22 protein-coding genes are annotated in these 24367 nt (G+C 72.4%); 14 read left to right on the forward strand and 8 right to left on the reverse strand.

Annotated elements, in window-relative coordinates:
- Complete coding sequence (locus tag ACIBQ6_RS36355) at positions 1-894, reverse strand: Gfo/Idh/MocA family protein (protein ID WP_397217527.1); 894 nt, start codon at positions 892-894, stop codon at positions 1-3.
- Positions 895-1320: 426 nt separating this feature from the next.
- Here ACIBQ6_RS36355 and ACIBQ6_RS36360 point away from each other — a divergent pair, with 426 nt between their 5' ends.
- The 6 genes from ACIBQ6_RS36360 (at position 1321) to ACIBQ6_RS36385 (ending at position 6621) form a co-directional block, all read left to right on the forward strand.
- Positions 1321-2745, forward strand: a complete 1425-nt coding sequence (locus ACIBQ6_RS36360; RefSeq protein ID WP_397217529.1) for an amidase — start codon at positions 1321-1323, stop codon at positions 2743-2745.
- A 230-nt stretch (positions 2746-2975) separates the two neighbouring features.
- The gene (locus ACIBQ6_RS36365; RefSeq protein ID WP_358296987.1) at positions 2976-3554 is read left to right on the forward strand and encodes an RNA polymerase sigma factor; all 579 of its coding nucleotides are present in this window, start codon (positions 2976-2978) and stop codon (positions 3552-3554) included.
- A complete protein-coding gene (locus ACIBQ6_RS36370; protein WP_397217531.1) occupies positions 3551-4504 on the forward strand; it encodes a CU044_5270 family protein in 954 nt (317 codons plus the stop codon). Before ACIBQ6_RS36365 ends, ACIBQ6_RS36370 begins: the two co-directional genes overlap by 4 nt.
- A 36-nt stretch (positions 4505-4540) precedes the next feature.
- Complete coding sequence (locus ACIBQ6_RS36375; RefSeq protein WP_397217882.1) at positions 4541-5077, forward strand: hypothetical protein; 537 nt, start codon at positions 4541-4543, stop codon at positions 5075-5077.
- Positions 5017-5337, forward strand: coding sequence for a cytochrome P450 (locus ACIBQ6_RS36380; protein WP_397217533.1), 321 nt, complete (start codon positions 5017-5019; stop codon positions 5335-5337). Before ACIBQ6_RS36375 ends, ACIBQ6_RS36380 begins: the two co-directional genes overlap by 61 nt.
- A gap of 129 nt (positions 5338-5466) precedes the next feature.
- A complete protein-coding gene (locus ACIBQ6_RS36385) occupies positions 5467-6621 on the forward strand; it encodes a serine hydrolase domain-containing protein (RefSeq protein WP_397217535.1) in 1155 nt (384 codons plus the stop codon).
- Positions 6622-6666: 45 nt separating this feature from the next.
- Here ACIBQ6_RS36385 and ACIBQ6_RS36390 read toward each other — a convergent pair whose 3' ends face one another.
- On the reverse strand, positions 6667-7983 hold the full coding sequence (locus tag ACIBQ6_RS36390) for a hypothetical protein (RefSeq protein WP_397217537.1): 1317 nt from the start codon (positions 7981-7983) through the stop codon (positions 6667-6669).
- 219 nt (positions 7984-8202) lie between these two features.
- Here ACIBQ6_RS36390 and lgt point away from each other — a divergent pair, with 219 nt between their 5' ends.
- A complete protein-coding gene (lgt, locus tag ACIBQ6_RS36395) occupies positions 8203-9039 on the forward strand; it encodes a prolipoprotein diacylglyceryl transferase (RefSeq protein WP_397217539.1) in 837 nt (278 codons plus the stop codon).
- A gap of 14 nt (positions 9040-9053) precedes the next feature.
- Here lgt and ACIBQ6_RS36400 read toward each other — a convergent pair whose 3' ends face one another.
- The 3 genes from ACIBQ6_RS36400 to ACIBQ6_RS36410 form a co-directional block, all read right to left on the reverse strand.
- A complete protein-coding gene (locus tag ACIBQ6_RS36400) occupies positions 9054-9674 on the reverse strand; it encodes a DsbA family protein (RefSeq protein ID WP_397217541.1) in 621 nt (206 codons plus the stop codon).
- Between the two features lie 132 nt (positions 9675-9806).
- Positions 9807-11792 (reverse strand): right-handed parallel beta-helix repeat-containing protein, encoded by a 1986-nt coding sequence (locus tag ACIBQ6_RS36405; RefSeq protein WP_397217543.1) that lies wholly within the window; start codon positions 11790-11792, stop codon positions 9807-9809.
- A gap of 49 nt (positions 11793-11841) precedes the next feature.
- The gene (locus tag ACIBQ6_RS36410) at positions 11842-12972 is read right to left on the reverse strand and encodes an ROK family protein (protein ID WP_397217545.1); all 1131 of its coding nucleotides are present in this window, start codon (positions 12970-12972) and stop codon (positions 11842-11844) included.
- 132 nt (positions 12973-13104) lie between these two features.
- Between ACIBQ6_RS36410 and ACIBQ6_RS36415 the strand changes: the two genes are divergently transcribed.
- From ACIBQ6_RS36415 to ACIBQ6_RS36430, 4 genes are read left to right on the forward strand one after another with little or no spacing between them, the layout of a single operon-like run.
- Positions 13105-14382: a Gfo/Idh/MocA family protein gene (locus ACIBQ6_RS36415; protein ID WP_397217547.1), complete on the forward strand. Its 1278-nt coding sequence runs from the start codon at positions 13105-13107 to the stop codon at positions 14380-14382.
- 5 nt (positions 14383-14387) lie between these two features.
- A complete protein-coding gene (locus ACIBQ6_RS36420; RefSeq protein WP_397217549.1) occupies positions 14388-15683 on the forward strand; it encodes an ABC transporter substrate-binding protein in 1296 nt (431 codons plus the stop codon).
- Between the two features lies 1 nt (position 15684).
- Positions 15685-16635 (forward strand): sugar ABC transporter permease, encoded by a 951-nt coding sequence (locus tag ACIBQ6_RS36425; RefSeq protein ID WP_357977939.1) that lies wholly within the window; start codon positions 15685-15687, stop codon positions 16633-16635.
- Complete coding sequence (locus ACIBQ6_RS36430; protein WP_397217552.1) at positions 16632-17525, forward strand: carbohydrate ABC transporter permease; 894 nt, start codon at positions 16632-16634, stop codon at positions 17523-17525. The genes ACIBQ6_RS36425 and ACIBQ6_RS36430 overlap by 4 nt, the downstream gene beginning before the upstream one ends.
- 424 nt (positions 17526-17949) lie before the next feature.
- On the opposite strand, the gene ACIBQ6_RS36435 is transcribed toward ACIBQ6_RS36430, so the two are convergent.
- On the reverse strand, positions 17950-18147 hold the full coding sequence (locus tag ACIBQ6_RS36435; RefSeq protein WP_397217554.1) for a hypothetical protein: 198 nt from the start codon (positions 18145-18147) through the stop codon (positions 17950-17952).
- A gap of 179 nt (positions 18148-18326) precedes the next feature.
- Between ACIBQ6_RS36435 and ACIBQ6_RS36440 the strand changes: the two genes are divergently transcribed.
- From ACIBQ6_RS36440 to ACIBQ6_RS36450, 3 genes are read left to right on the forward strand one after another with little or no spacing between them, the layout of a single operon-like run.
- Positions 18327-19892 (forward strand): discoidin domain-containing protein, encoded by a 1566-nt coding sequence (locus tag ACIBQ6_RS36440; RefSeq protein WP_397217556.1) that lies wholly within the window; start codon positions 18327-18329, stop codon positions 19890-19892.
- A 21-nt stretch (positions 19893-19913) separates the two neighbouring features.
- Positions 19914-21614: a beta-galactosidase family protein gene (locus tag ACIBQ6_RS36445; protein ID WP_397217557.1), complete on the forward strand. Its 1701-nt coding sequence runs from the start codon at positions 19914-19916 to the stop codon at positions 21612-21614.
- Positions 21607-23013 carry a glycoside hydrolase family 20 protein gene (locus ACIBQ6_RS36450; protein ID WP_397217559.1) on the forward strand — a complete coding sequence of 469 codons (1407 nt, stop codon included), beginning with the start codon at positions 21607-21609 and terminating at the stop codon, positions 23011-23013. The genes ACIBQ6_RS36445 and ACIBQ6_RS36450 overlap by 8 nt, the downstream gene beginning before the upstream one ends.
- A gap of 5 nt (positions 23014-23018) precedes the next feature.
- Here ACIBQ6_RS36450 and ACIBQ6_RS36455 read toward each other — a convergent pair whose 3' ends face one another.
- Both ACIBQ6_RS36455 and ACIBQ6_RS36460 read right to left on the reverse strand, forming a co-directional pair.
- Positions 23019-23507 (reverse strand): hypothetical protein, encoded by a 489-nt coding sequence (locus tag ACIBQ6_RS36455; protein ID WP_397217561.1) that lies wholly within the window; start codon positions 23505-23507, stop codon positions 23019-23021.
- Positions 23504-24349 carry an alpha/beta hydrolase gene (locus ACIBQ6_RS36460; RefSeq protein ID WP_397217563.1) on the reverse strand — a complete coding sequence of 282 codons (846 nt, stop codon included), beginning with the start codon at positions 24347-24349 and terminating at the stop codon, positions 23504-23506. Before ACIBQ6_RS36460 ends, ACIBQ6_RS36455 begins: the two co-directional genes overlap by 4 nt.
- Positions 24350-24367: the final 18 nt, after the last annotated feature.

Below are 24367 nucleotides of genomic sequence, written 5' to 3' on the forward strand. Positions count from 1 at the left end.
TCAGGCGGTGGGGGCGTGTTCTCGTGCTGAGATCAGGATGTCCAGGATTGCGAGGGTTTCGGCCCATGGCACTGGGTTCGGGGCGCCGTTCACCATGCTGAGGAACGCCTCCATCGTCCGGACGTATCCCAGGTTGTGGACCGGGTCGGGGCCGCTTTCGATCACGATCGACTCGCTGCCGTGCCGGCCGTGGAGGGTCACCGTGTAGGCGTTGTCGTCCGAGACGCCCAGGATCTCGACCGTTCCGACTATGCCGTTCGCCCACTGCAGTGCCAGGACGCCGGTGTCCTCGGAGCTGAGTGTCCGGTAGTGGCGTCTGGTTCCGGCTGCGCCGACCAGGCGCACGTCCGGGCCCAGCAGGGCGACCAGCGGCTCGACGCCGTGGATGCCCATGGTCACCATCGTCCCGCCGCCCTCGCCGGGAGTGTCCTGCCAGGCGTTGTAGCCGTCGGCCCACTGGCCCACGTCGTGCCGGACCGTCGCCCGTACCGACAGCACGTCCTGCGCGTCGGCGCGGACCTCGGCGAAGGCGGGCGCGAAACGCAGCACCGAGCCCGACATCACCCGATCGTGCACCAGCAGCCGGCGCAGGGCGTCGAGCTGCTCCCTGGTCGCTGCGGCGGGCTTGTTCACGAAACACGGCACGCCGGTCTCCAGCACCCGGCCGAGGGCGGCGGGCACGTGCGGGTTGGGCAGCGTCAGCACGACGCCGTCCGGGTTTCCCGCCAGCAGCTCGTCGAGGTCGCCCGCCGCCTTCGCCTCGGGATGCTCCTCGGTGAAGCGCCACAGCCGCTCGGCGTCGGGCTCCCAGACGGTCAGCTCGGCGTGGCGGGTGAGGGTTCGGGCGTCGGTGTACGGATGGCTGGTGGCGAGCCCGGCGAGCGCGATGCGCACAGCTTCCTCCAAATGGGCGATATTTCAGGAAATGATCCACATCATGTCAGGACCATGGGAACCGCTCCGGCCCCCTCAGGGGCGAACCCTTTCCAGGGGCGCCAGGCAACCTCATTCCCGGCCCCAGCAGCGAAGCCCTTCCTGGAGCACGTGGGCGGACAGTTGGGCCGGCCGTCCTGAGGTCCGGTGCGGGCGTCATCGGCTTGAGTGAGGTGCAGGGCGGCTACGAGGCCCCCGGTGAAAAACTCGGTGGACCAGACGGACGGTCGCTGCGAGCATGGCCGGTGATGTACCGAGCGTAGGAACACGTCGATCACCGGCAGGGGGACGGCCCAGGAGCCGTCGCTCCCTTGTCGGCAGCTCTCTGACTCTTCCCTCAGACGATCGACGTACGGGCGCCCGAGCGCGCCCGGAGAAGGACTTTCCATGGACATCCATGAGTACGCCAGGTACGACGCCACCGGCCTCCGCGACCTGATCAGGACGGGCGAGGCCGACGCCGGCGAGGTCGAGGCGGCGGCCCGCCAGGCGCTGGCGCAGGTCGACGAACACGTGAACGGCCTGGCGCTGCCGGTGTTCTCGCCGGCGCTCGACCACGCGGCCGACGGCCCCTTCGCAGGGGTGCCGTTCCTCATCAAGGATCACGGGCCGGTGGCCGAAGGGGTGCCGTTCACGCTGGGCAGCCGGGCCTATCCCGGCGTCCTAGCCCGGCGCGACACCGACCTGATGACGCGATTCCGCGCCGCCGGACTGGTCACGCTGGGCCTGACCACGGTGCCCGAGCTGTGCGTCAGCTTCACCACCGAGCCCGTGCGCTACGGGCCCGTACGCAACCCCTGGGACCTGGGCCGCACCGCGGGCGGGTCGAGCGGCGGCGCCGCGGCGCTGGTGGCGGCCGGTGCTGTGCCGGTCGCGCACGCCAGCGACGGCGCCGGCTCGACCCGCATCCCGGCCGCCTGCTGCGGGCTGGTCGGGCTCAAGCTGAGCCGTGGGCGCGGCCCCTGCGGCCCGGACGCCGGCGAACTGGTGCTCGGCATGGCGGACGAGTTCGTGCTCACGCGCACGGTCCGCGACGCCGCGGGCCTGCTGGACGCGGTCCACGGGCCGGGGATCGGCGACAAGTACACCGCGCCTCCCCCGCGCGGGCCGTACGCGCGGGAGCTCGTGACGGATCCGGGCCGGTTGCGGGTCGCGCTGACCACCACCTCCTGGATGGGCACGGACGTGGACCCGGAGGTCGCAGCGGCGGCGGTCGCGACGGCCCGCGTGCTGGAGCAGGCGGGGCACGTCGTGGAGGAGGCGAGCCCCGCGGTCGACCGGGAGGACGCCATGAGGGCGTGGATCATCGAGGCCGTCGGGGTCGCCTCCCCATGCCTGCTCGCGCCACGGCAGCCTGACGAGGCCAGGATGGAGGCGGTCTCGCGGGAGTTCCTGAAGGCGGCCAGGCAGGCCACCGCGCTGGACATGCTGGCCGCCTTCGACGCCCAGAACCGGATCACCCGTTCGGCGGCGGCCTTCTTCGCCGGGTACGACCTGCTCGTCACGCCCACCCTGGGCCGTCTGCCGGTGCCGCACGGCACGTTGCGGTACGACAATCCCGGTCAGACACTGCGGGGATGGCTGGAGACGTTGTCCTGGTTCGGGCCGTTCACGCAGTTGTTCAACACCACCGGGCAGCCGGCGATCAGCCTGCCGCTGGGGCAGAGCGCGGGCGGGCTGCCCATCGGCGTGCAGGTCGCCGCCGCCTACGGGCGCGAGGACCTGCTGTTCCAGGTGGCCGCGTACCTGGAACGGGCGATGCCGTGGCGGGACCGAGTGCCGCCGATCTTCGCGGGCGGCCTGCCCGGGTGACGGGGAGGCGGCCTCTCTGAGGCGGTGGGTGCGGGCGGCTCGGCTTCGAGCGGGGGCATGGTCATGCCCCCGCCCGAGGTCGTGGCCGCCCTTTCGTGCCGGTTCCAGGGCCGTCGCGAGTGCACTGTGGGGTTCCCGCCAACGGCCGCGTCGCGGGAACGTCGCGTGAACTCGGTCGCCGGTTCGGGTGAAAGACGGGCGACACCACTTCCTTGCAAAGGCTCAACCACATGCCGCCCAGTACAACGCTGTCTGACGCCGCCCTGATCGAACGGTCGTGGCGAGATCCCGAGGACTTCGCCTTGCTGTTCGACCGGCACGCAGGACACATCCACCGTTATGTGGCCCGCCGGCTCGGCGACGACACGGCCGACGACGTCGTCTCCGAGACGTTCCTCGCGGCGTTCAGGCAGCGCCGGGACTACGACACCGCCCGTCCGGAGGCTCTCCCCTGGTTGTACGGCTTCGCGACCAACTTCGTCCGCCGGCACCAGCGCGCCGAGATCAATCGCTACAAGGCGTACTCGAAGGTGGGCGCGCTGCCCGACGCGGACGACGCCGCGGAACAAGCGCTTGAGCGGGCGAGCGCCCAGGCCGTACGCCGCCCGCTCGCCCGGGCGCTGGCCTCGCTGAAGGCCCGCGACCGGGACGTCCTCTTACTCGTGGCCTGGGCCGACCTCAGCTACGAGGAGGTGGCCAACGCCCTGTCCATCCCGATCGGAACGGTTCGTTCCCGCCTCAGCCGCGCGCGGGCCATCGTCCGCGACGTCCTCGGCAGCATCGACCCCACGATGGAGCAGACCTCATGAACGACCAGACCGACCTGACCGAGCTGCGTGACCTGTTCGCCGACAAGCCGTTCCCGACGGCGGATCGCCTCGCTCCCGCCCGTGCCGCGCTCCTGGCCGAAGCCCGTACGAAGCGCCGGTTCCGGCCGGCCGGGCCGCGGCGTCTGGTGCCGGCAGCGGGCCTGGTCGCGGCGATGGCCGCGGGGGTGATCGTCGTCCAGACGGTCAACTCCTCCGCGCCCGCGAGCGCCGCCGAGGTCCTGCGGCTGGCGGCCGAGGCCGCGACCGCCGCGCCCTGGCCGCAACCCCGTGACGACCAGTACCTCCACTACGAGCGCATCGCGGAGTCGCACAGCGAGAAGGGGGTCCGCAACGTCGTTCCGCGGCACAACACGGGTGAGGTCTGGGAGTCCGTGGACGGCTCCCGCACAGGGCTCCACTGGCACAAGCCGGCGAAGACCGTCCCCCGAGGGGGCGAGTACAAGGAGCTCCTGATCCGGTGCCCCGGACGCGGCTTCGGGCGTCCCACCTACGCCGACCTGCGCGAGTGGCCGGTCGACCGGGAGCGGCTCCGGCGCAAGCTGGCCGAACTCGGCAACGAGATGGTCGCCGGCACGGACACGGCGACCCGGACCTGGTACGGCGCCCGCTCCGTCCTCGGCAGCCCGGTCCCGCCCAGGCAGCAGGCGGCCATCTTCGAGATCGCCGCGACCCTGCCGGGCATCGAGATGGAGGAGCTCAAGGACGCCACCGGCAAGCCGGGCATCGCAGTGACCCGGGTGGACAACCTGGGGCCCGGGGGTACCGTCTCCCGGGAATCGCTCATCTTCGACAAGACCTCCTACGTCCTTGTGGGCGGGCAGGACTTCGTGCCGGGGCAAGGGCGTGAAGTGTGGTCCGTCACCCGTCCGCAGCTCACCGACGTCCTCCCGGCCTGGTCCGAGTCGGTGAAGCGGAAAGGCTGCGCCTGAGCCCGCGTACGGCGGACGACAGATGAACCGCGTCGGCTGCCCCTCCGCCCTGATCCAGTTACCGGCGCCGCCCCCGGCCACCGGCTCGAACGCCTCGTCCGAGATCAGCGACGGGTTCGGCTTCGCAGGGGCCGGGGCAGCCTCGCGGCTCGCGGCCGCTTCGGCTTTCACGCCGGTGGACGGGCAGACGATCTTCAGGGAACCGCCTGCGTCGCCGAACTCCTGCGCCCCGCCAGGCCCGTCCTCCTCGACCTCGCCGACCGCGCCCACCTTCGCGAGGCCGCCCGCGCCTGGGGGCAGCGCGTCGACGTCCACACCGCCAGGACCGACCGGCGACCGTCCGACGCCCTGCTGATCCGCCCCGACGCGCACGTCGCCTGGGCCGCGTCCGTCGACGAACCCGCCGACACCGCCGTACCGGCGCTGCACGAAGCACTCTCCCTCTGGTTCGGCACCCCTGACGTCGCCGCCGCGACCGCGGGTACGTCGCCGGCGAGGGCACGCTCCCCCGGGTGGCGATCGAGGACGTCGAGATCGGCGGGCAGCTCCTCATCGAAGGCGACGGCGTGCTGATCGTCACCTCCGTCGCCAACCGCGACGAGGCGCTGCTCGACCGACCCCTGGAGCTGGACGTGCGGCGGCCCGCCGGACGACATCTCACCTTCGGCCACGGCGCCCACCAGTGCCTCGGGCAGAACCTGGCCTGCGCCGAGCTGGAGACGGCCTTCCGCGCCCTGTTCACCCGCAGCCCCACGCTCACCCTGGCCGCACCGGCCGGCGAACTGACCACCACGCGCGGATCGGGCCTGGAGAGGCTGCCCGTCACCTGGTGACGGACTCCGTGGACCGGCCCGGACTACTCCCGGCGTCGTAGCCGGCCGCGCACTGGTCCCCTGGCGGTAGCGGCAGGTCACTCCGCCGGCAGGACGCCCCCGGGCGGCGGCGCGTCCATCATGGCGGGCATGAGATCAGCAGTGAATGACCGGGAGAGGTCGGAGGTCCTGGGTTCCGCGCTGGACGGCGTGCGCCGCGCGGGCGTGCCGGGCGTGTACGCCGAGGTGCGCGACGCCGGCCGGGTGTGGCAGGGCGCCGCCGGGGTCGCCGACCTGGAGACCGGCCGTCCCGTCGAGCCCGGGATGGCGCAACGGGTCGGCAGCATCACCAAGACCTTCGTCGCGGCCGCCGTCCTGCAGCGGGCCGAGCGGGGCGACCTCCAGCTCGACGCGCCGATCGGCCGCTACCTGCCCCGGCTGGTGCCGGGCGGGCGCGGGCAGCGGATCACCGTCCGGATGCTGCTCAACCACACCAGCGGCATCGCCGAGTACCTTCCCGCCGCGTTCCCGTCACTGGGCGGATTCCCGTCCCTGCCGGACGTCTCGCCGGACAGCCTGGACGGCAACCGGTTCACCTACTTCCCGCCGGCCGAGCTGATCAGGATGGGGCTCGCGGCGCCTCCGACCGGCGAGCCCGGCGGCTCTCCCGGCGTCTACTCCAACACCAACTACATGATCCTCGGCCGGCTTCTGGAGCACGTGACCGGCGCCACGGCCGAGGGGTACGTCACCCGGCACGTCATCGAACGCGCCGGGCTGCGCAACACCGCCTTCCCCGGCGGACCGAGGATCGAGCAACCGCACCCGCGGATCTACGAGTCGTTCTTCGGCATGATCGACCCGCCCCGCGACTACAGCGTGTACGACATGTCCTGGGTGCGGACGGCGGCGTCCCTGGTGTCCACCATGGAGGACCTCAACACCTTCTACGGCCTGCTGCTCTGCGGCGAGATCGTCGGCCTGTCCATGCTGGCGGAGATGCACCGCACGGTCCCGGTCCGCGCCCACACCGGGGAGATCATCGACTACGGCCTCGGCCTGCAGAAGGTCGAGATCCCGGGAGGCGGCACCTGCTGGGGCCACGGCGGCACGGTCTGGGGGGCCACGACGATGTCGCTGACCCGCGACGACGGCAGGCGGCAGATGTCCATCACGACGAACCTGGCGAGATGGAACAGGCCGGACGCGTCGGGCAGGCCCCGGCCTCATCCGATCGACGCCGCCCTGGCCGCCTTCAGCCGGCAGGTCATGGGTCCTCGCAGCAGAGGCGGCAACCGTGCGTGACCGAACCCGTGCCGCCGCCCGCCGTGGCCGGACGCGGGGGCGGGGTCAGTCCGCGCGCCGGTACTGGAAGTCGTCGAAGTAGTCGCGAAGCCGCTTGTCGTGCCTCTCCACGGCCCCCGCATCGACGATCCAGAACGCGTACGCCTCCGCGAACAGCTCGCCCGCCGAGGTCTGCGCGTACGGGGTGACGTCCTGCCGCACGTTCTCCTTCTTCACGAACACCACGAAGTTGCGCAGGCACGGGGTGATGTCGTTCCCCTGCGGCGTCTTGTACTTCGCCCGCCAGCGGGCCTCCAGGATCTGCGCGTCGCACCACCGGACGACCTCGTCCCGGTAGGTCTGCCAGGTCGTCTGGGTGACCTTGGCCGTCACGTCGAGCTTGAGCTGCTCGAAGGCGCTCTCCTGCTGGTAGATGCCCTTCTCGCCCGCCTCGATCCACCCCTGGACCTTCACGATCGCGTCGAGCAGGGCGTTGTACTCGGCCTTGACGCCGGCGCCCGTGAGCGTGGGGCCGAGCTCGTTCAGCGCGGTGTTGTCGGTTCTGAGCTGGAGGGCCTCGGTCACCGCGTCCTGCGGGACGCGCTCGGCCGGGCGGTACCGCTGCCCGCCGACGCTCTGGACGGCCCAGGCCGCGTTGTTGCGGGACTCGGTCCGGCACGCGGCGCTCTCCACGACATGGCCGACCTCGTGCAGGATGTCACGCACGCTCGGCGAGCAGGCGCGCGTGGAGGCGCCGCCGTAGAAGCCGGTCCCATCGTCCTGGAAGATCGCGTCGGTTATCTTGAGCGTGCCGAGCGATCCGGACCAGGGGCCTCTTTCGTAGACGAACTTGCCCTTGTTGTGACCGTCCGCGCCGGCGAACTCCCGCACCCGCTGGATCTCGACGCCGCGCAGCGCGGACCGGTCGGGGGCGGGGACGAGCCGCAGCGCTTCGTGCAGCCTGACCAGGTGCTCGACGGTCCAGGGGCCGGTGATCGCAGCGAGGTCGTAGGTGTTCGTGAGTGACTGCGTCAGCTGGTTCAGGTCGCGGCTCGGCGGCTCGGCGCCGGCCGGCAGGCCGCGCCCGACCAGGGTCGCGGTCGCGTGGCGGCCCTGGCCGTAGGTGAGGATCACCTGGCCGACGGTGGTGGCCGTGAGGGGCAGGATCTGGTGGTTGGTCTGGGGGCTGTACTCCTGGGGAGCGTACGAAGCGAGCAGCCACGTCAGGGCGTGCCGTTCCGGATCGGTCAGCTGCCCGTCCGGGAAGGTGACGGTCGCCGAGGCGAGGCCGCGCTGCCTGACCGCGGACGCGGCGACGTCGGCGTTCAGCGGTTGCGGCAGCCGCAGGTCCTGGAGTTTCACGAACGTGTAATCGATCGGCATGGGGTCTCTCCTCCTGATCCCCGCACCCTGCGCCGGGTGCCCTGCCCTGTCCCGGAGCGGCCCCGAGCCGGTTCTGATACGGTCCGACGCCTTTACAATGTAGATTCCTTACGTCCGGATGGATCGCAGGCCGTCGGTTGCTCGCGGGGTGGTCGCGGATGGCTCGCGATCAGGTCACGGGCACGGCCTCGGGGCCGTTTGCTGGCTAGCGTCACCGGCATGCCCCTCGCCTCGATTCCCAGCCCCTCCCAGGGGGTCTGGTATCTCGGATTCGTCCCGATCCGGGCCTACGCGTTGTGCTTCATCGTCGCCATCGGGTTCGGCATCTGGCTGAGCGAGCGCCGCTGGCGCGCCCGCGGCGGCGAGCGGGGCACGATCGGCGACATCGCGATGCCGGCGGTGATCTTCGGGCTGGTCGGCGGGCGTCTGTACCACGTCCTCGTCGACTGGCAGACCTATTTCGGCCCGCGCGCGATCAAGGAGCCGTACCAGGCGCTGTTCGTCTGGGAGGGCGGGCTCGGCATCTGGGGCGCGGTCGCCCTGGGCGGCGTGGGCGTGTGGCTGGCCTGCCGCCGCCGGGGGGTGCCGCTCGGGCCGGTGGCCGACACGATCGCGCCCGGCATCGCGTTCGGGCAGGCCATCGCCCGGTGGGGCAACTGGTTCAACCAGGAGCTGTACGGCAGCCCGACCACCCTGCCGTGGGGCCTGGAGATCGACCAGGCGCACGGCGGCCTGCCGGGCACGCTCTACCACCCGACGTTCCTGTACGAGTCCCTGTGGGACGTGGCCCTCGGCTTCACGCTGATCCTGGCCGGGCGGCGGCTGCGGCCGGACCGCGGCCGGCTGTTCGCCCTCTACGTCGCCGGTTACACCGCCGGACGGTTCTGGATCGAGGGGCTGCGCATCGACCCGGTCGGCGGCGTGGACCACGCGGTGACGCTGCTGGGCCTGCGGATCAACCAGTGGACCTCGATCGTGCTGTTCGCCGGCGCGCTGATCTTCCTCTGGGCGACTCGCCGCAAGGAGGACGAACCGGCCCTGGAGCACAGCGCCTGACGGCCAGGACGGCGTCAGCCGGCCGGGGCGCCGAGCAGCCGTCGCAGGTCGGCGACCGGCTGGACCCCGGAGACCGGCGGACGGCCGTCGATCACCAGGCTGGGCACGCCGGTGACGCCGTGCTCGGCCGCGCGGCGCCGGTCGGCGCGCACCTGCTCGGCGTACTCGTCGCCGGCCAGGACGGCGCGCGCCTCCGCGCCGTCCAGCCCGGCCTGACCGGCCAGCCGCCGCAGGACCTCCGCGTCGGCCACGTTGAGCCCTTCGGTGTGGTACGCGTGCAGCAGCGCCTCCAGCATCTCCTCGGCCCGGCCGCGGGCGGCGGCCAGCTTGACCAGCCGGTGGGCGTCGAAGGTGTTCACCGGCCGGGCCAGGTGCAGGTTCAGCTCCAGGCCCTCGGCCGCGCCCACCTCCCGGATGTGGGCGACGCGGGCGGGAGCCCGCTCCCCCCACCAGCCCGCCATGGCCTCGGCGGCGGTCGGGCCGGGGGTCCGGCCCTCGTCGGGCGCGAGTTCGTGGCTGCGCCAGACGATCTCGACGCCGTCGCGGGCGGGGTGCCCGGCCAGCGCGCGGGACAGGCGTCGCTTGCCGATGTAGCACCAGGGGCACAGCACGTCGGCGTAGATCTCAAGCTTCATGAACGTCCTGTCCTGATCGGGAGAAGCGGTCGGGGGGCCAGGACATCGTGCAATCTCAACCGCGCTTGAGGTCAACCCGGCGGTGGAAGGCCGCGCCGGGAGTCCCGGCGCGGCCGTCGACGAGGGACGGGCTCAGCGGGTCGTGATCTCGCTGACGGACAGGTTGCCCCAGGTGTGGTTGGCGGCCTTGACGACCAGGCGCACCTGGGTGGTGGTGACCGGCGCGGGCAGCGGCACCGGCCGCCGCTCGACCGTGGCGGTGTTGCTCGCCCAGCTGATCGCCGCGCCGGCCGTCCGGGTCACCCAGGCCGAGCCGTCCCAGGTCTGGACGTCGAGGGAGGTGATGCCCTGGCCCTGGCCGAAGTGGGTGGCCAGCACGACCTCGCCGACCGTCCTGGGGCTGGGGAAGGTGAGCGTGACGGTGCCCGGATAGGTGACGCCGGAGGACGGGCTGGCCCAGGTCGTGTAGTCCCAGCCGTCGGTGAGGGCGGCGGGGGTGGTGCTCTGGCCGTTGCCGAAGGAGGTGGTCACGGTCGCGGCCGGCTCGGACAGGCCCGCGCCCGCCGTCCGCTGGACGGCGCCGAGGTCGGGCATGCCCGAGGGCAGGGCCGTGCCGGAGACGTCGCGGCCGCCGTCGGAGGCGATCTCCAGGCCCTGCCGCAGGACCGGGGACGACGCCGTCGGGAGGTAGCCGGACAGGTCGGCGAGCGTGGTGGCGGCGCCGGGCGCGGTCAGCAGCGGGTTGCCGGACAGGGCCGCCCGGTCGCCGCCGGGGACCGGCCCGGAGTAGTACAGGTTGCGGTCGTACTGCACGGCGCCGCCGTCGTTGTAGGGCAGGTTGGCGCCGTTGTGGATGACGTTGTTGCGCAGCCGGACGTTGCTCACCGAGCTGCTCCACACCTTCACCAGGCTGAACGAGGCCCGGTCCGGATGGTTCTGGATGAACGGCGTCAGCGGGACCCAGATGGTGTTGTTGTAGGCGTCGACGTTCCTGGTGTTGGTGGAGAAGGCGAAGACCTGGTTGGCGTCGTTCTGGCTGACGTTGTAGCGGATGGTCGCCTCGGCCGGTCCGGTGCCGGTCGAGACGGCGATGAAGAAGCCGCCCTCGTTGTCGTGGCTGAAGTTGTACTGGACCAGGCTGCGGTGGACGGAGGCGTCGGCGTCGAAGGCGTTGCCGTCGCTGGCCAGGCCCCAGTACTTCGTCCCGGACACCTCGTTGAACTGGACCACGGTGTCGTCGGCCCCGGCCCACCAGATGCCGACGTTGCCGTGGTTCTGGGCGGTTCTGGCGACCCGGTTGCGTTCGATGAGCGCGCCCTGGGCCTGCATGACGGTGATGCCGCCCGCCGAGATGTCGTGCACGTCGTTGCCGCGGACGACGACGCCCGTGCTCGGCGTCCAGGGCCGGTAGTCGGCGGCGGGGATGCCCATGAGGTCGCTCCACAGGGACGTCCAGCCTTCGCGCTGCATCCACTGCGACCAGGTGACGATCCCGTACGAGCGGGAGTCGGCGACCTCGTTGCCCTCGATGAGCAGGTCCTGGTAGTAGGTGGCGGTGTTCTTGCCCAGCGCGCTCACGATGATCCCGCCCGCCGACGGGTTGGAGGACTGCGAGCCGGAGGCGGCGCCCTGGATGGCGTGCACGTGGTTGCCGCGCACGGTGATCCGGGGGACGGCGCCGAGGTCGGTCGCGGTGACCGCGATGCCGATGCGCGGGGTGCTCCCCGACCCGGTGTTGGTCACCTCGAAGCCGTCCAGGACGACGTCGTGCAGGTCGGCGAGCTTGACGGCCGCGTCCACGACGCCGCCGCCGGCGATGGACGGCCGGGCGCCGGCGCCGTAGGAGGTGAAGGTGACCGGGCTGCCGGCCGAGCCCGAGCCGCGCGGCGCGAGCCGTCCGGTCCACTGCCCGCCCGCCTTGAAGCGGACGGTGTCGCCGGGCTGGAAGGTCTGGGCGTTGACCTTGTCCAGGGTCCGCCACGCGGTGGACGGGGAGTGCCCGTCGGCCGCGTCGTTCCCTGCGGGGTCGACGTAGTAGGAGGTGGCGGCGTAGGCCGGGGCGGGCGCGGCCACGAAGGTCAGGACCAGCGCGGCGCACGGTAAGAGAACTCGGAACACGGCAACTCCTGGGGAGAGGTGACGGTCGGGCGCCCGAGTTACTAATTAATCAAGGTTTAATATCTTGCCTGAAGAGGGTCAGGTCAAGAGGGAGATCCACGTCGTAGAGAAGCTCGTCCACGTGGTTGAGCGCGTGCCGTACGGCGCCGAGCACGACGGCCTGGTCGGCGAGGGTGGAGATCTCCAGGGCGGGCGGTTCGAGGCAGAGCGGGTCCAGGTGCCGGCGCAGCGGCTCCATGAGCACGTCGCCCGAGCGCGAGACGCCGCCGCCCACCACCACCAGGTCGGGGTCCACGGTCAGCACGATGGCGGCGATGCCCTCGGCCAGGTCGTGCGCGTACTGCTCGACCGCCCACCGGGCGGCGGGGTCGCCGTCCCTGGCCGCGGCGAAGACCAGCCCGGCCACCTCCTCCGGCGCGGCGCCGGGGGCGAAGCGGGCCAGGTGGTCGGGGGCGCGGTGCCAGCCGACCAGGTGCAGCGCGCCGATCTCGCCCGCCATGCCGCGCCCGCCGCGGTGCAGCTCGCCGCGCACCAGGATGCCGGCGCCGGTGCGCACGCCCGACAGCACGAACACCACGTCGTCCACCTCGCGGGCCACCCCGGCCCACCGTTCGGCCAGGGCGGCCAGGTTGCAGTCGTTCTCCACCAGGACTTGGCAGGGGTAGTCGCGGCCCACCTCCGCCGCCAGGTCCAGGCCCGTCCACTCGGGCAGCCCCACGCACAGGCGGACCGTCCCGGACGGGCTCACCACGCCGGTGGTGCCCACGGCCACCGACAACACCTGGTCGGCGGTGACGCCGGCCTCCCGCAGCGCGGCCGCCATCGTCGCGCGGACGGCCGCCAGCCGCTCGGCCCTGCCGTAGTCGGCCTGCACGCGGGTGAAGCCGAGGCCGACGGGCTCGCCCTCCAGGTCGGTCACCTGGGCGCGGACGCTGGAGGAGCCGATGTCGACGCCGACGACGTAGCCGGTCGTGGCCCGGAACCGGTAGAGGCGGGCCGGGCGGCCCATCTGGCCGGCCTCGGGGGCGACCTCCTCCAGCCATCCGTGTCCGTGCAGCTCCTCGACCAGGCCCTCCACGGTCGGCCTGGACAGCCCGGCGCGGCGGGCCAGGTCGGTGAGCGGGACGACGCCCGCCGCGCGGATCGCCCGCAGCGTCGCGATCATGTTGATCCGCCGCAAGCGATGTGCGTCGCTTCCTTGGAGCGCGACCTTCCGCATGGACCCCCCTTGACAGTGCTGCCTGGCGACCAATACAAACAGGGACTAATAAAAACAGCTTTAATTACTAAGTGGCAAACCGGAAGGACATCGATGTCGGAACCCGTCGTCACGCTCGCCGTCGCGGGCGCGGGGCTGCGGAGCACGCTGTACGCCCGCCGGGCCCTGACGACCGGCCGCGCGAGGATCGTGGCGGTCGCCGAGCCTGATCCGCGACGCCGCGCCGCCTTCGCCGCCGAGCACGGCATCGCGCCCGGCAACGTCTTCGCCGACTGGGCCGACCTCGTCGCGGCCGGCAGGCTGGCCGACGCCATGATCATCGGCACCCAGGACCGGATGCACGCCGAGCCCGCGGTCGCCGCGGCCGACCTCGGCTACCACATCCTGCTGGAGAAGCCGATGGCCCCGACCGAGGAGGAGGCCGCGCGCATCGCCGAGGCCGCCGAGCGCAACGGGGTCATCCTGGCCGTCTGCCACGTCATGCGCTACACCGACTACACGCGGGCCCTCAAGTCGCTCCTCGACCGGGGCGCCGTCGGCCAGATCATGAACATCCAGCACCTGGAGCAGGTCGGCTGGTGGCACCAGGCGCACTCCTTCGTCCGCGGGAACTGGCGCAACGAGGCGGAGTCGGCTCCGCTGCTGCTGGCCAAGGCCTGCCACGACCTCGACTGGATGGCCTACGTCAAGGGCAGTCTGCCGCACCGGGTGTCCTCCTTCGGCGATCTCGTCTATTTCCGCGAGGAGCAGGCCCCGGCCGGCGCCACGGCCAACTGCCTCGACTGCCCGGTGGAGGCCGCCTGCCCGTACTCGGCCAAGCGGCTCTACCTGGGCTGCCTGGGCGACCCGGACAAGGAGTGGTGGCCGCTGTCGGCGGTCACCGCCGACCACACGGAAGCGGGCGTGCTGACCGCGCTGCGCGAGGGCCCGTACGGCAGGTGCGTGTTCGCCTGCGACAACGACGTGGTCGACAGCCAGGTGGTGAACCTGGAGTTCGCCGACGGCGCCACCGCCTCGCTCACCGTCACCGCCTTCGCCGCCCTGGAGCACCGCAAGACCCGGATCTTCGGCACGCACGGCTCCATCGACGGCGACGGCGTGCGCCTGCGCCTGCACGACTTCCTCACCGACCGGATCACCGAGATCGACACCAGGACCGGCGCCGGGGCCTCGATGGCCGGCGGCCACGGAGGCGGCGACGACGGCCTGATGGACGCCTTCCTCGACGCCGTGACCAGCGGCGACCCGGCGCTGATCCGGTCCAGCGGCCACGAGAGCCTGGCCACGCACCGCGTGGTCTGGGCGGCCGAGCGCGCCCGCCTGTCCGGCACGGTGATCACTCTCGCCGAGCCCTCCCCCCTTGAAAGGTGACAACCATGACCAACGTCCTCTCCCGGACGGCCGCGCTGGTGGCGGTCGGCGCGCTCGCGTTCGGTGTGACCGCGTGCGGCAACAAGAACAGCGGCGGCCCGGCCGGGCAGGCCGAGCAGAAGTCCCTCGTCTACCGCTCCTCCTGGGGCGAGCAGGAGCCGCAGGCCAAGATCTTCAAGGCGATTCTGGACGACTTCGCCAAGCAGAACAACGTCAAGGTGGACGCGAAGTTCGTCGGCCGCAAGGGCACCGAGAACCTGCCCACCGAGATGGCCGCCGGCCAGGGCCCCGACCTGTTCGACGTCGCGACCGACAACCTGCCCGGCTGGCGGGCCCAGAACCTGAACGCCCCGCTGGACGACCTGCTCACCAAGCAGGTGCCCGGCGACGGCAAGACCGTCGGCGACGTGCTGCCCGACTCGGTCCGGCAGGCCGCCTCCGACGACAAGGGGCTGGGCTTCCTCCCGCACACCGTGATCTCCACCGCCGTCTGGTACGACGCCGCCAAGCGCCCCGAGCTGGCCGACAACCCGCCGCGCAGCTGGGCGGACCTGATCGCCTTCCTCGACAAGGAGAAGGCCGCCGGCCGGACCGGCATCGGCCAGGACGGCACCATCCCCTTCTACAACGTCTACTGGTTCTACTCGGCCCTGGTCCGCGCCAACGGCGCCGGCAGCCTGCTGGCGCTGTCGAAGGACGCCGCCGCCTGGGACAAGCCCGAGGTGCTGGCCGCCGCCAAGCAGGTCGAGCAGCTCACCAAGGGCGGCTACTTCCAGAAGGACCACATGGCCACGAAGTACCCGGCCGCGCAGGACGACTGGGCGCAGGGCAACTCCGCCCTGAACATCAACGGCACCTGGCTGGCCAGCGAGGTCAAGGCGAAGACCCCGCCCGGCGCCAAGATCCGCTCCTTCCAGCTCCCCGTCGGCGGCAAGGACTCCGTCGAGGTCGGCGCGCTCGGCTGGGGCGTCAACGTCAAGGGCAAGAACGTCGAGACGGCCAAGGAGTTCCTGGCCTTCGCGCTGCAGAGCAAGTACCTGAGCCGCATCTCCACCGAGGCGCTCAACATCCCCTCGCGCCCCGACATCCCCGCCCCCGACTTCCTCGCCGACGTGCAGAAGGCGATCGCCGAGGCGCCCGCCGTGCACAAGACCTACGACACCCTGGCCGCCGACAAGGCGTACTGGGTGGACCTCCTGCTGCCCCTGGACGACCAGCTCCTGGCCGGCAAGATCGACGCCGCCGAGTTCGTCGCGCAGGGCAAGAAGAAGACCGCCGACTACCTCGCGAACAAGGGCTGACATGGCATACGGCTCCCTCGTTGCGGAGACGGCGCTCCCGTCGCGGGATCCGTACCGCGGCAAGATCCTGCGGCCGGCGCGGGAACGGGCCTTCTGGCCCTTCCTGCTGCCCGCGCTCGCGCTCTACACGCTGCTGTTCGTGCTGCCCTCCTTCTACGGCGTGTGGGTCAGCCTGTACCGCTGGGCCGGTCCTGGCGCCGAGATGGAGTGGCGCGGCCTGCGCAACTACCAGGCGCTGCTGCGCAACGACGCGTTCCTGCAGTCGTTCGCCAACACCTTCCTCCTGGCGGTCGCGGGCGGCGCGCTGGTCTTCGGGATCACGTTCCTGTCGATGATGGCGCTGCGCCACCTGAAGGGACGGGCCTTCATCCGGTCCGTCGTCTTCCTGCCGATGATCATCTCGGCGATCGCGGTCGGCGCCGCGGTCGGGTTCCTGCTCAACCCCGGCGGCGTCGTCAACCAGGTGCTGGGCTGGGCGGGCATCGACGGGCTGCCCTGGCTCGGCCCCGACCTGGTCTTCCGGTGCGTCATCGGCGGGCTGGTCTGGTCCTCCACCGGCTTCTACATCGCGCTGATGATGTCGGCCGTGGACGGCATCCCGCCCCACCTGTACGAGGACGCGGTGCTCGGCGGCGCGACCAAGTGGGAGCAGTTCCGCCACATCACGCTGCCGCTCACCTGGGACGTGTTCGCGGTCGCCGCCGTGTTGTGGGTGGTCAACAGCCTCAAGGTGTTCGAGATCGTGATCGCCTTCACCACCGGCGGCACGCCCGGCGCCCCGCCGCTGCAGGCCAGGACCGTGGCCGTGCAGCAGTACACGGTGATCACCGGGGGCGGCGTGCCCGATCTGGGGTCCGGCGCCGCGATGGGGGTGGTGGTGACCCTGATCACCATCGTGCTGATCGTCCTGGTGCGCCGCATCACCCGCCGAGAGAGCGTGGAGCTGTCATGACGACCGTCCCGGTGAGGCGTCCGCTGGCCCGGCTGCTGGGCGACCTGCTGCTGCCCCGGCTGACCGCCGTGGCCCTGTGGGCGTGGGTGGTCTTCAACCTGGCCCTGGTCGCCTGGGTCGGCCTGCAGTCGCTGAAGTCCTCCGGCGAGGTGTGGCTGCACCCGTTCGCGCTGCCCGACTCCCCCGCCTGGGAGAACTACGACTCGGCCTGGCAGGCCGGCCAGTTCTCGATCGCCGCGCTCAACAGCGTCGGGCTGACCGCGCTCGGCGCGTTCCTCATCGTCGCGATCGCGGCGCCCGCCGCCTACGCGCTGTCGCGGTCGTCGCGGCGGATCGCCGGGCCGATCACCGGGTTCTTCGCCGTCGGGCTGAGCATCCCGCTGCAGACCATGGCGATCCCGATCGTGGTGGCCAAGCTGTCGGTCTACACGTTCATGGAGGACTGGGTCACCGGCTGGTGGGACAACCGCATCACGCTGCTGGTGTTCGAGGTCGTCCTGTCGCTGCCGTTCGCGGTGTTCGTCCTGACCGGCTACTTCCGGTCGCTGCCCAGGGAGGTCGAGGAGGCCGCCGAGCTCGACGGCGCCGGTCCGCTGACGGCGTTCGTCCGCGTGATCGCGCCGCTGGCCCGGCCGGGCCTGACCACCGTGCTCGTGCTCAACGTGATCGGCCTGTGGAACTCCACCCTGCTGGTCCTGCTCATCACCCCGTTGCCCGAGGAGCGCACGCTCCCGGCGGCCCTGCTCAACCTGTACTCGACCATGCAGTACAGCTCCGACTGGGGCGGCCTGTTCGCCGGGATCGTGATCCTCATCTATCCGATGGTCATCCTCTACATCTGGCTCGGCCGGCGGGTCGTCGAAGGCATGACGGCCGGTATCGGCAAATGACCTGGAAAGGACGCCCGCTCTTGCGCGTCATCGTCACCGCTTTAACGTTGTTCGCCGGACTCCTGGCCGCCACCCCCGCGCAGGCCGCGACCGGCACCACCTACTACGTCGACGCCTCGGCCGGCGACGACGCCGCCGACGGGTCGAGCCCGGCCACCGCCTGGCGGAGCCTGGACAAGGCGAGCGAGCTGCGGCTCGGCCCCGGCGACCGGCTGCTGTTCCGGGCCGGGCAGCGCTGGACCGGCCGGCTCACCCTGAAGGGCGCCGGCGCGCCCGGCGACCCGGCGACGGTCGGCTCCTACGGCCAGGGCGCCAAGCCGCTGATCGAGGGCGGCGGGCTCGACGGCGCCGCCGTCACGATCGCCGACGTGCACGACTTCGTCGTGGACGGCCTCCAGGTGACCAACAGCGACGGCCGGGCCGTCTACCGCACCGGCGTCAACCTGTACGCCAAGGACTCCGGCAAGCTGGCCAACGTCACCCTGCGCAACCTCGACATCCACGACGTGGACGGCGCCGGCGGCCACAGCGTCGCCACCGCCGGGCTGCTGATCTCGATCAGGGGCAACCGGACGCCGACCTGGTTCGACCGGCTGGTCATCGAGGACAACGAGATCTCCAAGATCGGCTCCTACGGGATCATCATGTGGTCCACCTGGTCCCGCCGCAACGGCATGACCAGCCTCTACCCGGTCGAGACCGGCATCCCCGACAGCGAGGTGGTCGCCTGGACGCCGAGCACGGGCGTCGCCATCCGCGGCAACCACGTCCACGACGTGACCGGCGGATGGCATCACCCCGATGCACACCAAGGGCGCGCTGGTCGAGGGCAACAAGGTCGAGCGGGCGGTGACCGGCCGCACCAAGCCGACCGGCGGCAACGTCGGCATCTGGTGGCAGGGCAACGACGACCTCGTCGTCCAGCGCAACGAGGTCAGCGGCACCGGGTTCAACGGGCCGGGCTCCGACGGGCACGGCTTCGACTCCGACGCCGACAACAACCGCAGCATCGTGCAGTACAACTACAGCCACCACAACGACGGCGGCTTCTTCATCGCGGTGTCCTTCGCCGGCGCGCCCACCCGCGACACCGTGGTCCGCTACAACGTCAGCGAGAGCGACGGCTACGAGGTGTTCGGGCTGTCCACGGCCACCCATGGCACCGACATCCACCACAACACCGTCTACGCCGACGGCCGGGTGGTCGAGGTGAAGCCGCCGCTGGCCGGGGCCGGCAAGTATCCCCTGGGCAAGGTCGTGCGGATCTACAACGACGCCGCGGGCGTCACGGTGCGCGACAACGTGTTCCTCAACGCGGCCGGCGCCGGGTTCGACGGCAAGAACGGCGCGATCTACGACCACAACCTGTACTGGGGCACGCCGCAGCCGCCGACGGGGCCCGACCACAAGGCGATCGTGGCCGACCCCCGGCTGGCCTCGCCCGGCTCCGGCGGCCTGGCCGGTTACCGCCCGCTCGACGGCTCGCCGGTGTTCGACGCGGGCGTGAGCGTGCCCGCCGTCTCCGACCTGGCCGGCACGCCCGTCCCGGACGCGGCGCCCGACCTCGGGGCCTACCAGCGGGCCGTCCCGCTCCCCGAGGTGAGCAGCACGTTCACGCCCAAGGGCCATCTGGAGCGGCTGGCCGACCGTGACCCGGACACCTTCTGGCAGAGCGTGCCCAAGCCGCGGTTCCCCGGCACCGTCGACCTGACCTACGCCGTGCCGCGCACCTTCGGCCGCGTCGAGGTGAGCGGCTCGCCGGACATCGCGTTCGACGTCCAGACCTCCGCGGACGGCCGTACCTGGCAGACCAGGGCGAGCGGCGCCAAGCAGGCGGTGACGCTGCCCGAGCAGGTCACCACGCGCCGGGTGCGGCTGGTCGTCACCGGCGAGGGCCGCTTCCGGATCGGCGAGGTGCGGCTGAGCGTGCCCGCCGCCGCCGAGCCGTACCTGCCGCCCGGCGGCGTGCCGGTGGCCACCTCGTCGTTCGTGTCGGCGTCCGCGCTGGAGAACCTGATCGACGGCGACCCCGGCACGCCGTGGGCCTCGGCCTCGACCGGGGTGACCTTCCCCGGCGACGTCACCGTCGACTACCGCACGCCGCGGACCGTCTCCGAGGTCACCCTGCACACCGCCTGGGCCAAGGGCCAGGGCATCACGGACGTCTCGCTCCAGACCTGGGACGGCGACTCCTGGGTCACCCGGGTCGACCACCATCTCATCGACTGGCCGTCCAGCAGCGCCACCGTCGAGACCAGCACGATGCGGCTGCCCGCGCCGGTGTCCACGCAGAAGATCCGGCTGATCGTCCACAAGGCGAACCTCGAATGGGGCAACCTCGCCCTCTACGAGATCGTCACCCGCTGACCAGATCAGGAGAATGAAGGCATGACTCAGGTGCTGTCGGGAGCGACGCATTACTTCCGGGTCCTTCCGGAGCAGTGGCGGCAGCGCCTGGCCATGCTGCGGGCCATGGGCCTGGACACCGTCGAGACGTACGTGGCCTGGAACCTGCACGAGCCGCGACCCGGCCACTTCGACTTCACCGGCCGGGCCGACCTGGGCCGCTTCCTGGACCTGGCGGCCGAGGAGGGGCTGCGGGCGATCGTGCGGCCGGGGCCCTACATCTGCGCCGAGTGGGACAACGGCGGCCTGCCCTGGTGGCTGCTCACCGACCGGGACGCCCCGCTGCGCTGCCACGACGAGACCTTCCTCGGCCACGTCGGGCGCTTCTTCGACGAGGTGATCCCGATCGTCGCCGCCCGGCAGGTCACCCGCGGCGGCAACGTGATCATGGTCCAGGTCGAGAACGAGTACGGCTCCTACGGCTCCGACCGGCGCTACCTGGCCTGGCTGGCCGACGGGCTGCGGGAGCGCGGCCTGGACGTCCCGCTGTTCACCTCCGACGGCGCGATCGACCACATGCTGTCCGGCGGCACCCTGCCGGGCGTGCGGGCGACGGTGAACTTCGGCTCCGACCCCGAAGGCTCCTTCGCCGAGCTGGCCCGCTTCCGGCCCGAGGACCCGCCGGCGTGCATGGAGTTCTGGAACGGCTGGTTCGACCACTGGGGCGACACCCACACCACCCGGGACGCCGCCGAGGTGGCCGGCATCCTGGAGCGCATGCTCGCCGCGGGCGCGTCGGTCAACCTCTACATGGCCCACGGCGGCACCAACTTCGGCACCTGGGCCGGCGCCAACCTGGGCGGCGACCTGCAGGACGGCGCGTACCAGCCGACCGTCACCTCCTACGACTACGACGCCCCGATCGACGAGCGGGGCGCGCCGACCGAGAAGTTCTGGGCCTTCAGGAAGGTGCTGGCCGCCCACCGGGAGGGCCAGGTGCCCGAGCCGGAGCCGCTGCCGCCGACGCTGCCGCCCGGCGCCGTCGAGCTGACGCAGTCGGTGCGGCTGTTCGACGCGCTCCCGCCGGTCGCGGCCCGCTCGGCGCGCCCGCCGACGTTCGAGGAGCTCGGGCTGGCCCACGGCCTGGTGCTGTACCGGGCCACCGTGCACGGGCCGCGGGGTCCGTACGAGCTGCACGTCGACGGCCTGGCCGACCGGGCCCACCTGTTCGTGGACGGCGAGCCGGTGGCGGTGCTCGAACGGGACCGGCTGACCGGCGTGCCCATCGCGGTGCCCGGCCCGTCGGCGGTGGTGGAGCTGCTGGTCGAGTCGATGGGCCGGGTCAACTACGGCCCCCGGCTGGGCGACCGCAAGGGCATCGTCGGCGGCGTGCGGCACGAACGGCAGTACGTGCACGACTGGGAGGCCGTGCCCATCCCGCTGGACGACGTGTCCGGGCTGCCGTGGGGCCGTACCGGCGCGACGACCGGGCCGGTCTTCCACCGCGGCACGCTCACCGTGGCCGAGCCGCGCGACGCCTACCTCGCCCTGCCCGGCTGGACCAAGGGGTACGTCTGGGTCAACGGGTTCTGCCTGGGCCGCTACTGGGACCGGGGCCCCCAGCGCACCCTCTACCTGCCGTGGCCGCTGCTGCGGGCGGGCGGCAACGAGCTGGTCGTCCTCGAACTGGACGGCTGCCGGGAGCCGGTCGTGGAGATCCGCGAGGAGGCCGGCCTTGGCTAACCCGTGCCCGGTCGTCGTGCCCCGCCTGCAGCAGTGGGACGGCGGCGCCGGCGTGCTCCCCCGGGCCGCGCTGGCCAGGGTCGTGAGCGGCGAGAACGCCCTGCGTGACCGGCTCGTCCGGGAGATCGGGCAGGTCACCGGCCTGACCCTGGCCGCGGCCGGCGGGCCGGCGGGCGCCGGTGACGTCGTCCTGACCCTCGACCCGGCGCTGACGTGCGAGGCGGGCGGCGCCCGCTTCGCCGAGGAGGGCTACCTGCTGGCCGTCACCGGCGAGCAGGTCCGGATCTCCGCGCCCACGCCCACCGGCCTGTTCTACGGCACGCGCAGCCTGCTGCAGATCCTGCGCACCACCGCCGAGCTGCCGGTGGGCGCCGCCGCCGACTGGCCCGACTACCCGGTGCGCGGCTTCATGCTGGACGTGGGCCGCCGCTTCTTCACGCCCGGCTTCGTCCGCGAGCAGCTGGCCGTCATGGGCTGGTTCAAGCTCAACGAGCTGCAGCTCCACCTCAACGACAACGGCTTCCTGGCCCCGGACGGAACCTGGGCGGAGGTGCAGGCGGGCTTCCGCCTGGTGCCGGAAGATCCCGCGCTGGCCGGGCTGGCCTCGGCCGACGGCGCCTACGACCGGGCGGACTGGGACTCCTTCGAGGAGGCGGCGGCGGCCGAAGGCGTCACCCTCGTCCCCGAGATCGACGCGCCCGCCCACTCTCTGGCGTTCGTCCGGTTCCGTCCCTCGCTCGGGCTGGGCGACGACCACCTGGACCTGTCGAAGCCGGAGGCCACGCAGTTCGTCAAGGACGTGTTCACCGAGTTCGTCCCCTGGTTCCGCGGCCCGCACGCGCACTTCGGCGCCGACGAGTACCTGGCCGACGAGCCGCGTTACCGGGAGTTCTTCAACGCGATGGCGGCCCACCTGCGGGCGCTGGGCAAACGTCCGCGCGCGTGGGGCAGCCTGACCAGGATGGCGGGCGGCGTCCCCGAGGGCTACGACCGGGACGTGGTGATCAACTGCTGGGCCACCGTCTGGTACGGCCCGCACGAGGCCGGGCGGGACGGCTACTCCTTCGTCAACACCAGCGACTCCCTGCTCTACATCGTCCCGGCCGCCACCTACTACCACCCCGACGGCCTGGACGGCGAGTACCTGTACGACCACTGGGCGCCGCACGTCTTCCCCGACGGCCAGAGCGTGGCCCCCGGCGATCCGCGGCTGCTGGGCGCCATGTCGGCGGTGTGGAACGACATCACCGCGGCGCCCTACACCGAGGACGACGTGCGCGACCTGGTCGAGCCCACCTTCGCCGTGCTGGCCCAGAAGATGTGGAGCGGCGCGGGCGGCCTGCCGTACGACGCCTTCATGGACGCCGTGCGGGAGGCCGGCGGACCGGTGGGCGGGTAGTTCCGTCAGGGGCGGAGGGCGGACACGATGCGCCAGTCGCGCTGGAAGACGAGGTTGTGCAGGTCGGCGGCGGCGATGGCCCTCAGGACGGGGACCAGCTCCGCCGCCTGCTCCGCGTCCGCGACGTTGAGCGGCCACTCCCCCACGGTGGCGCCCCGCAGGTGCGGATGGTGGAATCCGGCGCCGTAGTGGGCGGTCAGGGTGATCGGCGCGAGGCCCGCCGCCCGCTGCGCCGGCCACGACAGCGTCCAGACGGCGAAGCTGCCGCCCGCGGCGTCGGCCCGCGTGCCGGTGGCCTCGACGGCGCCGGCGCCCAGCAGGAGGTGCCGGTCGAACTCGGCCAGCACCTGCCGTGCGGGCGCGTCGAGGAGCGCGACGGCCCGCCGGAAGGCGTCCTGCTTGCCCCGGCGGGTGACGTGCCCGGCGTGGGTGCCGTCCCGCAGGTCGGCGAAGTGGCGGACGAGCGCCTCAAGGGGGGCGGGGGGAACGTTCATCGGTGGTCCTCTCGATGGTCGGACGGGTCCGGCCCGCGCAGAGCCCGCGCGAGCAGCCGGAGAAGGGGACGGCCGGGGCGCAGCACGTCGCCGTGGACGGCGCCCGGCGGGCGGAGCAGCCGCGCCGGGACGCCGTCGGCGCGCAGCCGCCGCGCGTAGGACTCGACGTCGTCGTGCACGGGGTCGTCGCGGCCGACGGCGAGCACGGCGGGGGCCACCCCGGCCAGGGTGGGCGCCTCCCAGTGCGTGGTGTACAGGCGGGTGCCGTCGGCGTCGCGGACGGCGGCCGGCCGGTCGCCGCGCCAGGCGTGCCAGGCCCGGCGCAGCGGCTCCGCCTGCGGGAACGCCGGCGGCGAGCGGTGGTAGGAGGCGCCGGCGCAGGCCGGGTCGAACGGCGGGTAGGCCAGCACCTGCGCGGCCAGCGGCAGCCCTCGGTCGCGGGCGGCCAGGGCGGCGACGGCGGCGAGCGTGCCGCCCGCGCTGTCGCCGCCCACCGCGAGCGGCATCCCGGCCGCCTGGCCGTGGGCCCAGGCGAGGGCGGCGAGGACGTCCTGCACGGCGCCGGGATGGCGATGGCGCGGCGCGAGCCGGTAGTCGACGCTGATCACCGCCCAGCCGGACCAGGCGGCCAGCGCCGCGGTGGCGTCGTGCCAGCCGGCGGCCGAGCCGCGCTGCCAGCTACCGCCGTGCGCCCAGACCAGCAGCCCGGCGGGCGGCGGGCCCTGCGGCCGATGGATGCGGACCGGCACGGGAGGCGAGCCGGGAAGGACGAGACGTGACCACGACGGCTCCCGGCGTCCGCCGGTCACGGCGATCACCGCGCCACTGGGCTGAGGATCCATGAGGTGCTCCGCGACGAG

Source organism: Nonomuraea sp. NPDC049655 (assembly GCF_044465465.1).
Classification (GTDB): domain Bacteria; phylum Actinomycetota; class Actinomycetes; order Streptosporangiales; family Streptosporangiaceae; genus Nonomuraea.